Origin of the sequence: Kosakonia sp. WA-90 (assembly GCF_039871955.1) — a bacterium.
Taxonomy (GTDB): Bacteria; Pseudomonadota; Gammaproteobacteria; order Enterobacterales; family Enterobacteriaceae; genus Kosakonia; species Kosakonia oryzendophytica.
Genome location: NZ_JBDPLJ010000012.1, coordinates 1 through 10,602 on the forward strand (window position 1 = coordinate 1; position 10,602 = coordinate 10,602).

24 protein-coding genes are annotated in these 10,602 nt (G+C 50.4%); 23 read left to right on the forward strand and 1 reads right to left on the reverse strand.

The window, feature by feature from the left end; all coding sequences use genetic code 11:
• The 3 genes from ABGA49_RS15760 to bfr form a co-directional block, all read left to right on the forward strand.
• Positions 1-118: elongation factor Tu (locus tag ABGA49_RS15760; protein ID WP_000531011.1), on the forward strand; the 118-nt coding region annotated here is incomplete at its 5' end.
• Positions 119-297: 179 nt separating this feature from the next.
• Complete coding sequence (gene bfd, locus ABGA49_RS15765; RefSeq protein WP_088237209.1) at positions 298-492, forward strand: bacterioferritin-associated ferredoxin; 195 nt, start codon at positions 298-300, stop codon at positions 490-492.
• Between the two features lie 72 nt (positions 493-564).
• Positions 565-1,041, forward strand: coding sequence for a bacterioferritin (bfr, locus tag ABGA49_RS15770; protein ID WP_061492923.1), 477 nt, complete (start codon positions 565-567; stop codon positions 1,039-1,041).
• On the opposite strand, the gene ABGA49_RS15775 is transcribed toward bfr, so the two are convergent.
• A complete protein-coding gene (locus ABGA49_RS15775) occupies positions 1,038-1,496 on the reverse strand; it encodes an A24 family peptidase (protein WP_347665793.1) in 459 nt (152 codons plus the stop codon). The two genes, bfr and ABGA49_RS15775, sit on opposite strands and share 4 nt — an antisense overlap.
• Positions 1,497-1,872: 376 nt before the next feature.
• On the opposite strand from ABGA49_RS15775, the gene rpsJ reads away from it, so the two are divergent.
• From rpsJ to rpmD, 20 genes are all read left to right on the forward strand, one after another.
• Positions 1,873-2,184, forward strand: coding sequence for a 30S ribosomal protein S10 (gene rpsJ, locus ABGA49_RS15780; protein WP_001181005.1), 312 nt, complete (start codon positions 1,873-1,875; stop codon positions 2,182-2,184).
• Between the two features lie 32 nt (positions 2,185-2,216).
• A complete protein-coding gene (gene rplC / locus ABGA49_RS15785; RefSeq protein WP_061492925.1) occupies positions 2,217-2,846 on the forward strand; it encodes a 50S ribosomal protein L3 in 630 nt (209 codons plus the stop codon).
• 10 nt (positions 2,847-2,856) lie between these two features.
• Positions 2,857-3,462: a 50S ribosomal protein L4 gene (rplD, locus tag ABGA49_RS15790; RefSeq protein WP_007369811.1), complete on the forward strand. Its 606-nt coding sequence runs from the start codon at positions 2,857-2,859 to the stop codon at positions 3,460-3,462.
• Positions 3,459-3,761 carry a 50S ribosomal protein L23 gene (gene rplW / locus ABGA49_RS15795; RefSeq protein WP_000617546.1) on the forward strand — a complete coding sequence of 101 codons (303 nt, stop codon included), beginning with the start codon at positions 3,459-3,461 and terminating at the stop codon, positions 3,759-3,761. Before rplD ends, rplW begins: the two co-directional genes overlap by 4 nt.
• Before the next feature lie 17 nt (positions 3,762-3,778).
• On the forward strand, positions 3,779-4,600 hold the full coding sequence (gene rplB, locus ABGA49_RS15800) for a 50S ribosomal protein L2 (RefSeq protein ID WP_061492926.1): 822 nt from the start codon (positions 3,779-3,781) through the stop codon (positions 4,598-4,600).
• Positions 4,601-4,616: 16 nt separating this feature from the next.
• Positions 4,617-4,895 carry a 30S ribosomal protein S19 gene (rpsS, locus tag ABGA49_RS15805; RefSeq protein WP_001138115.1) on the forward strand — a complete coding sequence of 93 codons (279 nt, stop codon included), beginning with the start codon at positions 4,617-4,619 and terminating at the stop codon, positions 4,893-4,895.
• Between the two features lie 14 nt (positions 4,896-4,909).
• Complete coding sequence (rplV, locus tag ABGA49_RS15810; RefSeq protein ID WP_002919773.1) at positions 4,910-5,242, forward strand: 50S ribosomal protein L22; 333 nt, start codon at positions 4,910-4,912, stop codon at positions 5,240-5,242.
• 17 nt (positions 5,243-5,259) lie between these two features.
• Positions 5,260-5,961, forward strand: coding sequence for a 30S ribosomal protein S3 (gene rpsC, locus ABGA49_RS15815; protein WP_000529945.1), 702 nt, complete (start codon positions 5,260-5,262; stop codon positions 5,959-5,961).
• A gap of 12 nt (positions 5,962-5,973) precedes the next feature.
• Entirely contained in the window at positions 5,974-6,384 is a 411-nt protein-coding gene (gene rplP / locus ABGA49_RS15820; protein ID WP_007369814.1) for a 50S ribosomal protein L16, read from the forward strand.
• Positions 6,384-6,575 carry a 50S ribosomal protein L29 gene (gene rpmC, locus ABGA49_RS15825; RefSeq protein WP_004388609.1) on the forward strand — a complete coding sequence of 64 codons (192 nt, stop codon included), beginning with the start codon at positions 6,384-6,386 and terminating at the stop codon, positions 6,573-6,575. The genes rplP and rpmC overlap by 1 nt, the downstream gene beginning before the upstream one ends.
• Complete coding sequence (rpsQ, locus tag ABGA49_RS15830; protein WP_003031120.1) at positions 6,575-6,829, forward strand: 30S ribosomal protein S17; 255 nt, start codon at positions 6,575-6,577, stop codon at positions 6,827-6,829. Before rpmC ends, rpsQ begins: the two co-directional genes overlap by 1 nt.
• Positions 6,830-6,994: 165 nt before the next feature.
• The gene (gene rplN / locus ABGA49_RS15835; protein WP_004388611.1) at positions 6,995-7,366 is read left to right on the forward strand and encodes a 50S ribosomal protein L14; all 372 of its coding nucleotides are present in this window, start codon (positions 6,995-6,997) and stop codon (positions 7,364-7,366) included.
• A 10-nt stretch (positions 7,367-7,376) separates the two neighbouring features.
• The gene (gene rplX / locus ABGA49_RS15840; RefSeq protein ID WP_007369816.1) at positions 7,377-7,691 is read left to right on the forward strand and encodes a 50S ribosomal protein L24; all 315 of its coding nucleotides are present in this window, start codon (positions 7,377-7,379) and stop codon (positions 7,689-7,691) included.
• A 14-nt stretch (positions 7,692-7,705) separates the two neighbouring features.
• Positions 7,706-8,245 carry a 50S ribosomal protein L5 gene (rplE, locus tag ABGA49_RS15845; protein ID WP_001096200.1) on the forward strand — a complete coding sequence of 180 codons (540 nt, stop codon included), beginning with the start codon at positions 7,706-7,708 and terminating at the stop codon, positions 8,243-8,245.
• A gap of 14 nt (positions 8,246-8,259) precedes the next feature.
• Positions 8,260-8,565, forward strand: coding sequence for a 30S ribosomal protein S14 (gene rpsN / locus ABGA49_RS15850; protein ID WP_007369817.1), 306 nt, complete (start codon positions 8,260-8,262; stop codon positions 8,563-8,565).
• A gap of 33 nt (positions 8,566-8,598) precedes the next feature.
• Complete coding sequence (rpsH, locus tag ABGA49_RS15855; RefSeq protein ID WP_061492927.1) at positions 8,599-8,991, forward strand: 30S ribosomal protein S8; 393 nt, start codon at positions 8,599-8,601, stop codon at positions 8,989-8,991.
• A gap of 12 nt (positions 8,992-9,003) precedes the next feature.
• The gene (gene rplF / locus ABGA49_RS15860; protein WP_061492928.1) at positions 9,004-9,537 is read left to right on the forward strand and encodes a 50S ribosomal protein L6; all 534 of its coding nucleotides are present in this window, start codon (positions 9,004-9,006) and stop codon (positions 9,535-9,537) included.
• A 9-nt stretch (positions 9,538-9,546) separates the two neighbouring features.
• Positions 9,547-9,900, forward strand: a complete 354-nt coding sequence (gene rplR, locus ABGA49_RS15865; RefSeq protein ID WP_007369820.1) for a 50S ribosomal protein L18 — start codon at positions 9,547-9,549, stop codon at positions 9,898-9,900.
• Between the two features lie 14 nt (positions 9,901-9,914).
• Positions 9,915-10,415 (forward strand): 30S ribosomal protein S5, encoded by a 501-nt coding sequence (rpsE, locus tag ABGA49_RS15870; protein WP_061492929.1) that lies wholly within the window; start codon positions 9,915-9,917, stop codon positions 10,413-10,415.
• 6 nt (positions 10,416-10,421) lie between these two features.
• Positions 10,422-10,601, forward strand: a complete 180-nt coding sequence (gene rpmD / locus ABGA49_RS15875) for a 50S ribosomal protein L30 (RefSeq protein ID WP_001140434.1) — start codon at positions 10,422-10,424, stop codon at positions 10,599-10,601.
• Position 10,602 lies beyond the last annotated feature (1 nt).

A 10,602-nucleotide genomic window follows, 5' to 3' on the forward strand; every position in this document is an offset into this window, starting at 1 on the left:
CATCAAAATGGTTGTTACCCTGATTCACCCGATTGCGATGGACGATGGTCTGCGTTTCGCAATCCGTGAAGGCGGCCGTACCGTTGGCGCGGGCGTTGTAGCAAAAGTTCTGGGCTAATCTTTTTAGCTTTGAATTGAAAAGGGCGCTTCGGCGCCCTTTTTGCTGTCTGCTATTTAGTAACAGCCATATTTATGTGTGATTTTGCGGACCATACCGCAACAGCTTTACAGTTTGTGCTATTGTAATCGTAACCATTCTCATTTACACTTTTGCGCATAAATTGAACGGGAGTGATCATGTACGTTTGTTTGTGTAATGGTGTGAGTGATAAAAAGATTCGCCAGGCTGTACGCCAGTTTCACCCTCAATCCTTTCAGCAGCTTCGCAAGTTTGTTCCTGTAGGAAACCAATGTGGCAAGTGCATACGTGCTGCACGAGAAATTATGCAGGATGAGCTCACACAGCTCCCGGAATATAAAGAGATCGCCTGAGGCGCTATCTTTTTTTTGACATCCCTGTAGCCCCATCTACGCTTCAATGAGTGGAAGCGGAGGGACTATATAATGAAAGGTGATGTTAAAATCATAAACTATCTCAATAAATTATTGGGAAATGAGCTTGTCGCAATAAACCAGTATTTTCTCCATGCGCGTATGTTTAAGAACTGGGGGCTGACGCGCCTGAATGATATCGAATACCATGAATCCATCGATGAAATGAAACACGCAGATAAGTACATCGAGCGTATTTTGTTTTTAGAAGGGATCCCGAATCTGCAAGATTTAGGCAAGCTCGGGATTGGTGAAGATGTTGAAGAGATGCTGCAATCTGATCTGAGACTGGAGCTTGAAGGCGCGAAAGATTTGCGTGAAGCGATCGCCTATGCTGATAGTGTCCATGATTATGTCAGTCGCGATATGATGATCGCAATTCTTGCCGATGAAGAACATCATATCGACTGGCTGGAAACCGAGCTTGACCTGATTGGTAAAATTGGGGTGCCGAACTACCTGCAATCGCAAATCAAAGTTGAAGATTAACCCAGCCCCATGGTGTGATACCCCATCAGCAAACCCGCTGCTGCCAGAAATGGCCCGAAAGGCAGCGGGTTTTTTAGTACCTGTAATCTGCGACTCAAGCATGTTTTCGTCACTACCGCACAGCCTGCCATCAAGGCTGCGAGAAATACCAGCATAGGTAAACTTTGCCAGCCATGCCAGGCTCCCAGCGCGGCCAGAAATTTGATATCACCATAGCCAAGCCCTTCTTGATGACGTATGAAACGGTACCCCCAATAGATCAGCGCAAAGCCTGCGTAGCCAGCAATCGCACCGATAACCGCGCTTGCTAAAAAAGGTGGGTGTAAGACGCAATGCCAAAGTAACCCGGCCCATAAGAGGGGGCAGGTGAATCGGTCTGGTAGCAGCCCTGAACGCATATCACAGCGGATAAGGATTACATTCAGCACCAGATAAATAGAAAGAAAAATCAGCACATTGCTCCTTTTTGAAATGCAGTTATGTGCAGTCGAGGGTGCCGGAGTACGGGAAATAAAGAAAACGCGTAATCGTGATATTGCGCAGTTGCTTGCGAAGATATGTGCCGTACTGTTGCATTCGCATCAGAACCCGGAACCAGCACGCAAGACTGCTTAATTTCTACGCTGCACTTGCGTCGCGTCTGGATTTGCGTATAATGCGCGGGCCTGTAGTAAATGACGGCTGGTTCAATCTGAGCCATAGCGGTGTGGTTTAACCGCTAACAATGCCCCCGATTGGGGGGCTACGTAAGAACGATTACACTCCCCCATCAATCGTAATGGGTGTGAGGAGTAATTATTTTCGTCTATAAATAATTGGAGCTCTGGTCTCATGCAGAACCAAAGAATCCGTATCCGCTTGAAAGCGTTTGATCATCGTCTGATCGATCAATCAACCGCCGAAATCGTCGAGACTGCGAAGCGCACTGGTGCGCAAGTTCGTGGTCCGATCCCGCTGCCGACCCGCAAAGAGCGCTTTACCGTTCTGATCTCCCCGCACGTCAACAAAGACGCGCGTGATCAGTACGAAATCCGCACTCACAAGCGTCTGGTTGACATCGTTGAGCCAACCGAGAAAACCGTTGATGCTCTGATGCGTCTGGATCTGGCTGCCGGTGTAGACGTGCAGATCAGCCTGGGTTGATCAGGTCATCGAGCGATTGAGAGGTTGAAACAATGATTGGTTTAGTCGGTAAAAAAGTGGGCATGACCCGCATCTTCACTGAAGATGGCGTATCTATCCCAGTAACCGTAATCGAAGTTGAAGCAAACCGCGTTACTCAGGTTAAAGATCTGGCTAACGATGGCTACCGTGCTATCCAGGTTACCACCGGTGCTAAAAAAGCTAACCGTGTAACCAAGCCGGAAGCTGGTCACTTCGCTAAAGCTGGCGTTGAAGCTGGCCGTGGTCTGTGGGAATTCCGTCTTGCTGACGGCGAAGAATTCACCGTAGGTCAGAACATTAGCGTTGAACTGTTTGCTGAAGTTAAAAAAGTTGACGTAACTGGCACCTCTAAAGGTAAAGGTTTCGCCGGTACCGTTAAGCGCTGGAACTTCCGTACCCAGGACGCTACTCACGGTAACTCCCTGTCTCACCGCGTTCCGGGTTCTATCGGTCAGAACCAGACTCCGGGCAAAGTGTTCAAGGGCAAGAAAATGGCAGGTCAGCTGGGTAATGAGCGTGTAACCGTTCAGAGCCTGGACGTAGTACGTGTTGACGCTGAGCGCAACCTGCTGCTGGTTAAAGGTGCTGTCCCGGGTGCAACCGGTAGCGACCTGATCGTTAAACCAGCTGTGAAGGCGTGAGGAGATAGCAATGGAATTAGTATTGAAAGACGCGCAGAGCGCGCTGACTGTTTCCGAAACTACCTTCGGTCGTGACTTTAACGAAGCGCTGGTACACCAGGTTGTTGTTGCTTATGCAGCTGGTGCGCGTCAGGGCACTCGTGCTCAGAAGACCCGTGCTGAAGTAACTGGTTCCGGCAAAAAACCGTGGCGCCAGAAAGGCACCGGCCGCGCTCGTTCTGGTTCTATCAAGAGCCCGATCTGGCGTTCTGGTGGCGTGACCTTCGCTGCGCGTCCGCAGGACCACAGTCAAAAAGTTAACAAAAAGATGTACCGCGGCGCGCTGAAAAGCATCCTGTCCGAACTGGTACGTCAGGATCGTCTGATCGTTGTCGAGCAGTTCTCTGTTGAAGCACCGAAAACCAAGCTGCTTGCTCAGAAACTGAAAGACATGGCTCTGGAAGATGTGCTGATCATCACCGGTGAGCTGGACGAGAACCTGTTCCTGGCCGCGCGCAACCTGCACAAGGTTGACGTTCGCGACGCGACTGGTATCGACCCGGTTAGCCTGATCGCCTTCGACAAAGTCGTAATGACTGCTGATGCTGTTAAGCAAGTTGAGGAGATGCTGGCATGATTCGTGAAGAACGTCTGCTGAAGGTGCTGCGTGCACCGCACGTTTCTGAAAAAGCGTCTACTGCGATGGAAAAAACAAACACCATCGTTCTCAAAGTTGCTAAAGACGCGACCAAAGCAGAAATCAAAGCTGCTGTGCAGAAACTGTTTGAAGTCGAAGTCGAAGTCGTTAACACCCTGGTAGTTAAAGGGAAAGTTAAACGTCACGGACAGCGTATCGGTCGTCGTAGCGACTGGAAAAAAGCTTACGTCACCCTGAAAGAAGGCCAGAATCTGGACTTCGTCGGCGGCGCTGAGTAAGTCGGAGGAGTAATACAATGGCAGTTGTTAAATGTAAACCGACATCTCCGGGTCGTCGCCACGTAGTTAAAGTGGTTAACCCTGAGCTGCACAAGGGCAAACCGTTTGCTCCGTTGCTGGAAAAAAACAGCAAATCCGGTGGTCGTAACAACAATGGCCGTATCACCACTCGTCATATCGGTGGTGGCCACAAGCAGGCTTACCGTATTGTTGACTTCAAACGCAACAAAGATGGTATCCCGGCAGTTGTTGAACGTCTTGAGTACGATCCGAACCGTTCCGCGAACATCGCGCTGGTTCTGTACAAAGACGGCGAACGCCGTTACATCCTGGCCCCGAAAGGCCTGAAAGCTGGCGACCAGATTCAGTCTGGCGTTGATGCTGCAATCAAAGCAGGCAACACCCTGCCGATGCGCAATATCCCGGTTGGTTCTACCGTTCACAACGTAGAAATGAAACCAGGTAAAGGCGGTCAGCTGGCTCGTTCCGCTGGTACTTACGTTCAGATCGTTGCTCGTGATGGTGCTTATGTCACCCTGCGTCTGCGTTCTGGTGAAATGCGTAAAGTCGAAGCAGAATGCCGCGCTACTCTGGGCGAAGTTGGCAATGCTGAGCATATGCTGCGCGTTCTGGGTAAAGCAGGTGCTGCACGCTGGCGTGGTGTTCGTCCGACCGTTCGCGGTACCGCGATGAACCCAGTCGATCACCCACATGGTGGTGGTGAAGGTCGTAACTTTGGTAAGCACCCGGTATCCCCGTGGGGCCTGCAGACCAAAGGTAAGAAGACCCGCAGCAACAAGCGTACTGATAAATTCATCGTACGTCGCCGTAGCAAATAATTTTAGAGGATAAGCCATGCCACGTTCTCTCAAGAAAGGTCCTTTTATTGACCTGCACTTGCTGAAGAAGGTAGAGAAAGCGGTGGAAAGCGGAGACAAGAAGCCCCTGCGCACTTGGTCCCGTCGTTCAACGATCTTTCCTAACATGATCGGTTTGACCATCGCTGTCCATAATGGTCGTCAGCACGTTCCGGTATTTGTTTCCGACGAAATGGTCGGTCACAAACTGGGTGAATTCGCACCGACTCGTACTTATCGCGGCCATGCTGCTGATAAAAAAGCGAAGAAGAAATAAGGTAGGAGGAAGAGATGGAAACTTTAGCTCAACATCGCCATGCTCGTTCTTCTGCTCAGAAGGTTCGCCTTGTTGCTGACCTGATTCGCGGTAAGAAAGTGTCGCAGGCCCTGGATATTCTGACCTACACCAATAAGAAAGCGGCTGTACTGGTCAAGAAAGTTCTGGAATCTGCCATTGCTAACGCTGAACACAACGATGGCGCTGACATTGACGATCTGAAAGTTGCGAAAATTTTCGTAGACGAAGGCCCGAGCATGAAGCGCATTATGCCGCGTGCAAAAGGTCGTGCAGATCGCATCCTGAAGCGCACCAGCCACATTACTGTGGTTGTGTCCGATCGCTGAGACTCTGGAGACTAGCAATGGGTCAGAAAGTACATCCTAATGGTATTCGCCTGGGTATTGTAAAACCATGGAACTCAACCTGGTTTGCGAACACCAAAGAATTCGCTGACAACCTGGACAGCGACTTTAAAGTACGTCAGTACCTGACGAAGGAACTGGCTAAAGCGTCTGTATCTCGTATCGTTATCGAGCGTCCGGCTAAAAGCATCCGTGTGACTATTCACACTGCTCGCCCGGGTATCGTTATCGGTAAGAAAGGTGAAGACGTTGAAAAACTGCGCAAGGTCGTAGCGGATATCGCTGGCGTTCCTGCTCAGATCAATATCGCCGAAGTTCGTAAACCTGAACTGGACGCAAAACTGGTTGCTGACAGCATCACTTCTCAGCTGGAACGTCGTGTTATGTTCCGTCGTGCGATGAAGCGTGCTGTACAGAACGCAATGCGTCTGGGCGCTAAAGGTATCAAAGTTGAAGTTAGCGGCCGTCTGGGCGGTGCTGAGATCGCACGTACCGAATGGTATCGTGAAGGTCGCGTTCCGCTGCACACTCTGCGTGCTGACATCGACTACAACACCTCTGAAGCGCACACCACTTACGGTGTAATCGGCGTAAAAGTGTGGATCTTCAAAGGTGAGATCCTTGGTGGTATGGCTGCAGTTGAACAACCGGAAAAACCGGCTGCTCAACCTAAAAAGCAGCAGCGTAAAGGCCGTAAATAAGGAGCGTCGCTGATGTTACAACCAAAGCGTACAAAATTCCGTAAAGTGCATAAAGGCCGCAACCGTGGTCTCGCGCAGGGCACGGATGTGAGCTTCGGCACTTACGGTCTGAAAGCTGTTGGCCGTGGTCGTCTGACCGCTCGTCAGATCGAAGCAGCACGTCGTGCTATGACTCGTGCTGTTAAGCGTCAGGGTAAGATCTGGATCCGTGTATTCCCGGACAAACCGATCACCGAGAAGCCGCTGGAAGTTCGTATGGGTAAAGGTAAAGGTAACGTGGAGTATTGGGTTGCCTTGATTCAGCCGGGTAAAGTCCTGTATGAAATGGACGGTGTTCCGGAAGAGCTGGCCCGTGAAGCCTTCGAGCTGGCAGCAGCAAAACTGCCGATTAAAACCACCTTTGTAACTAAGACGGTGATGTAATGAAAGCAAAAGAGCTGCGTGAAAAGAGCGTTGAAGAGCTGAACACCGAGCTGCTTAACCTGCTGCGCGAGCAGTTCAACCTGCGTATGCAGGCGGCAAGTGGCCAGCTGCAACAGACTCACCTGTTGAAGCAAGTGCGTCGTGATGTCGCACGCGTTAAGACTTTACTGACTGAGAAGGCGGGTGCGTAATGACCGATAAAATCCGTACTCTGCAAGGTCGTGTTGTTAGCGACAAAATGGAGAAATCCATTGTTGTAGCTATCGAACGTTTCGTGAAACACCCGATCTACGGTAAATTCATTAAACGTACGACCAAACTGCACGTACATGACGAGAACAATGAATGCGGTACCGGCGACGTGGTTGAAATCCGCGAATGCCGTCCGCTGTCCAAGACTAAGTCCTGGACGCTGGTTCGCGTTGTAGAGAAAGCTGTTCTGTAATACAGTACGCGTTCTCTAACGAATAAACGGCTCAGCGATGGGCCGTTTATTTTTTCTACCCATCTCAGGGAAGCGGTGTTATAATGCTGCGCCCCCGATATGGGGCTTTTTATCGACCCTGATTTTGGGGTCTTCAGTAGTAGTTGACATTAGCGGAGCACTGAAATGATCCAAGAACAGACTATGCTGAACGTCGCCGACAACTCCGGTGCACGTCGCGTAATGTGTATCAAGGTTCTGGGTGGCTCGCACCGTCGCTACGCAGGCGTCGGCGACATCATCAAGATCACCATCAAAGAAGCAATTCCGCGTGGTAAGGTCAAAAAAGGTGATGTGCTGAAGGCGGTAGTGGTGCGCACCAAGAAGGGTGTTCGTCGCCCTGACGGTTCTGTCGTTCGCTTCGATGGCAATGCTTGTGTTCTTCTGAACAACAACAGCGAGCAGCCAATCGGTACGCGTATTTTTGGGCCGGTTACTCGTGAACTTCGTTCTGAGAAGTTTATGAAAATCATCTCTCTGGCACCAGAAGTACTCTAAGGAGCGAATCATGGCAGCTAAAATCCGTCGTGATGACGAAGTTATCGTGTTAACCGGTAAAGATAAAGGTAAGCGCGGTAAAGTAAAAAATGTCCTGTCTTCCGGCAAGATCATTGTTGAAGGTATCAACCTGGTTAAAAAACATCAGAAGCCGGTTCCGGCCCTGAACCAACCAGGCGGCATCGTTGAAAAAGAAGCTGCTATTCAGGTTTCTAACGTTGCAATCTTCAATGCGGCAACCGGCAAGGCTGACCGTGTAGGCTTTAGATTCGAAGACGGTAAAAAAGTCCGTTTCTTCAAGTCTAACAGCGAAACTATCAAGTAATTTGGAGTAGTACGATGGCGAAACTGCATGATTACTACAAAGACGAAGTAGTTAAAAAACTCATGACTGAGTTTAACTACAATTCTGTCATGCAAGTCCCTCGGGTCGAGAAGATCACCCTGAATATGGGTGTTGGTGAAGCGATCGCTGACAAGAAACTGCTGGATAACGCAGCAGCTGACCTGGCAGCAATCTCCGGTCAAAAACCGTTGATCACCAAAGCGCGCAAATCTGTTGCGGGCTTCAAAATCCGTCAGGGCTATCCGATCGGCTGTAAAGTGACTCTGCGTGGCGAACGCATGTGGGAGTTCTTTGAGCGCCTGATCACTATTGCTGTACCGCGTATCCGTGACTTCCGTGGCTTGTCCGCTAAGTCTTTCGACGGTCGTGGTAACTACAGCATGGGTGTCCGTGAGCAGATCATCTTCCCAGAAATCGACTACGATAAAGTCGACCGCGTGCGTGGTTTGGATATTACCATTACCACTACTGCGAAATCTGACGAAGAAGGCCGTGCTCTGCTGGCTGCCTTTGACTTCCCGTTCCGCAAGTAAGGTAGGGTTACTTCATGGCTAAGCAATCTATGAAAGCACGCGAAGTTAAACGCGTAGCTTTAGCTGAAAAATACTTCGCGAAACGCGCTGAACTGAAAGCGATCATTTCTGATGTGAACGCTTCCGACGAAGATCGTTGGAACGCTGTTCTCAAGCTGCAGAGTCTGCCGCGTGATTCCAGCCCGTCTCGTCAGCGTAACCGCTGCCGTCAAACTGGTCGTCCGCATGGTTTCCTGCGGAAGTTCGGGTTGAGCCGTATCAAGGTCCGTGAATCCGCTATGCGCGGTGAAATCCCGGGTCTGAAAAAGGCTAGCTGGTAATTGTCACCAATTGAATCACGGGAGTAAAGACAGATGAGCATGCAAGATCCGATCGCGGATATGCTGACCCGTATCCGTAACGGTCAGGCCGCGAACAAAGCTGCGGTCACCATGCCTTCCTCCAAGCTGAAAGTGGCAATCGCCAACGTGCTGAAGGAAGAAGGTTTTATTGAAGATTTCAAAATTGAAGGCGACATCAAGCCGGAACTGGAAGTGACTCTCAAATACTTCCAGGGTAAAGCTGTGGTAGAAAGCATTCAGCGTATCAGCCGCCCTGGTCTGCGCATCTATAAGAAAAAAGATGAGCTGCCGAAAGTTATGGGTGGTATGGGTGTCGCAGTTGTTTCTACCTCAAAAGGTGTTATGACTGATCGTGCAGCGCGCCAGGCTGGTCTTGGTGGCGAAATTATCTGCTACGTAGCCTAATCGGAGGAAAAAATGTCTCGTGTTGCTAAAGCACCGGTCGTTATTCCTGCCGGCGTTGATGTAAAAATCAACGGTCAGGTTATTACGATCAAAGGTAAAAACGGCGAGCTGACTCGTACCCTTAACGATGCTGTTGAAGTTAACCATGCAGACAATGTTCTGACCTTTGGTCCGCGTGAAGGTTACGCGAACGCTTGGGCTCAGGCTGGTACCGCGCGTGCCCTGCTGAACTCAATGGTTATCGGTGTTACCGAAGGCTTCACCAAGAAGCTGCAGCTGGTTGGTGTAGGTTATCGTGCAGCGGTTAAAGGGAATGTAGTAAACCTGGCACTGGGTTTCTCTCATCCTGTTGACCATCAACTGCCGGCGGGTATCACTGCTGAATGTCCGACTCAAACTGAAATCGTGCTGAAAGGCGCTGATAAACAGGTTATCGGCCAGGTTGCAGCTGATTTGCGCGCCTACCGTCGTCCTGAGCCTTACAAAGGCAAGGGTGTTCGTTACGCCGACGAAGTCGTGCGTACCAAAGAGGCTAAGAAGAAGTAAGGTAACACTATGGATAAGAAATCTGCTCGTATCCGTCGTGCGACCCGCGCACGCCGCAAGCTCAAAGAGCTTGGTGCGACCCGCCTGGTGGTACATCGTACCCCGCGTCATATTTACGCCCAGGTAATCGCATCGAATGGTTCTGAAGTTCTGGTAGCTGCTTCTACTGTAGAAAAAGCTATCGCGGAACAACTGAAGTACACCGGTAACAAAGACGCGGCCGCAGCTGTGGGTAAAGCTGTAGCTGAACGCGCTCTGGAAAAAGGCATTAAAGATGTGTCCTTTGACCGTTCCGGGTTCCAATATCATGGTCGCGTCCAGGCACTGGCAGATGCTGCTCGTGAAGCTGGCCTTCAGTTCTAAGGTAGAGGTGTAAGATGGCTCACATCGAAAAACAAGCTGGCGAACTGCAGGAAAAGCTGATCGCGGTAAACCGCGTATCTAAAACCGTAAAGGGTGGTCGTATTTTCTCCTTCACAGCTCTTGTGACTGTTGGGGATGGTAATGGCCGCGTCGGTTTTGGTTACGGTAAAGCTCGCGAAGTTCCGGCAGCGATCCAGAAAGCGATGGAAAAAGCCCGTCGCAATATGATTAACGTCGCGCTGAATCACGGCACCCTGCAGCACCCGGTTAAAGGTGTTCACACGGGTTCTCGTGTCTTCATGCAGCCGGCTTCCGAAGGTACCGGTATCATCGCCGGTGGTGCAATGCGCGCCGTTCTGGAAGTCGCTGGGGTTCATAACGTACTGGCTAAAGCATATGGTTCCACCAACCCGATTAACGTGGTTCGTGCAACTATTGATGGCCTGGCGAATATGAAGTCCCCGGAAATGGTCGCTGCCAAGCGTGGTAAATCCGTTGAAGAAATTCTGGGGTAATTGACCATGGCAAAGACTATTAAAATCACTCAAACCCGCAGTGCAATCGGTCGTCTGCCGAAACACAAGGCAACGCTGCTTGGCCTGGGTCTGCGTCGTATTGGTCATACTGTTGAACGTGAGGATACTCCTGCGGTTCGTGGTATGGTCAACGCGGTTTCCTTCATGGTTAAAGTTGAGGAGTAAG

Bases quoted from the DNA above. Each gene is read 5' to 3' on its own strand.
- rpsC (WP_000529945.1), top strand. From the start codon at position 5,260: ATGGGTCAGAAAGTACATCCTAATGGTATTCGCCTGGGTATTGTAAAA.
- bfd (WP_088237209.1), top strand. From the start codon at position 298: ATGTACGTTTGTTTGTGTAATGGTGTGAGTGATAAAAAGATTCGCCAG.
- rplW (WP_000617546.1), top strand. From the start codon at position 3,459: ATGATTCGTGAAGAACGTCTGCTGAAGGTGCTGCGTGCACCGCACGTT.
- rplR (WP_007369820.1), top strand. From the start codon at position 9,547: ATGGATAAGAAATCTGCTCGTATCCGTCGTGCGACCCGCGCACGCCGC.
- rpsJ (WP_001181005.1), top strand. From the start codon at position 1,873: ATGCAGAACCAAAGAATCCGTATCCGCTTGAAAGCGTTTGATCATCGT.
- rplC (WP_061492925.1), top strand. From the start codon at position 2,217: ATGATTGGTTTAGTCGGTAAAAAAGTGGGCATGACCCGCATCTTCACT.
- rpsQ (WP_003031120.1), top strand. From the start codon at position 6,575: ATGACCGATAAAATCCGTACTCTGCAAGGTCGTGTTGTTAGCGACAAA.
- rplV (WP_002919773.1), top strand. From the start codon at position 4,910: ATGGAAACTTTAGCTCAACATCGCCATGCTCGTTCTTCTGCTCAGAAG.
- rpsN (WP_007369817.1), top strand. From the start codon at position 8,260: ATGGCTAAGCAATCTATGAAAGCACGCGAAGTTAAACGCGTAGCTTTA.
- rplP (WP_007369814.1), top strand. From the start codon at position 5,974: ATGTTACAACCAAAGCGTACAAAATTCCGTAAAGTGCATAAAGGCCGC.
- rpsE (WP_061492929.1), top strand. From the start codon at position 9,915: ATGGCTCACATCGAAAAACAAGCTGGCGAACTGCAGGAAAAGCTGATC.
- rplE (WP_001096200.1), top strand. From the start codon at position 7,706: ATGGCGAAACTGCATGATTACTACAAAGACGAAGTAGTTAAAAAACTC.
- bfr (WP_061492923.1), top strand. From the start codon at position 565: ATGAAAGGTGATGTTAAAATCATAAACTATCTCAATAAATTATTGGGA.
- rplN (WP_004388611.1), top strand. From the start codon at position 6,995: ATGATCCAAGAACAGACTATGCTGAACGTCGCCGACAACTCCGGTGCA.
- rpsS (WP_001138115.1), top strand. From the start codon at position 4,617: ATGCCACGTTCTCTCAAGAAAGGTCCTTTTATTGACCTGCACTTGCTG.
- rplD (WP_007369811.1), top strand. From the start codon at position 2,857: ATGGAATTAGTATTGAAAGACGCGCAGAGCGCGCTGACTGTTTCCGAA.
- rpmC (WP_004388609.1), top strand. From the start codon at position 6,384: ATGAAAGCAAAAGAGCTGCGTGAAAAGAGCGTTGAAGAGCTGAACACC.
- rplB (WP_061492926.1), top strand. From the start codon at position 3,779: ATGGCAGTTGTTAAATGTAAACCGACATCTCCGGGTCGTCGCCACGTA.
- rpmD (WP_001140434.1), top strand. From the start codon at position 10,422: ATGGCAAAGACTATTAAAATCACTCAAACCCGCAGTGCAATCGGTCGT.
- rplX (WP_007369816.1), top strand. From the start codon at position 7,377: ATGGCAGCTAAAATCCGTCGTGATGACGAAGTTATCGTGTTAACCGGT.
- rpsH (WP_061492927.1), top strand. From the start codon at position 8,599: ATGAGCATGCAAGATCCGATCGCGGATATGCTGACCCGTATCCGTAAC.
- rplF (WP_061492928.1), top strand. From the start codon at position 9,004: ATGTCTCGTGTTGCTAAAGCACCGGTCGTTATTCCTGCCGGCGTTGAT.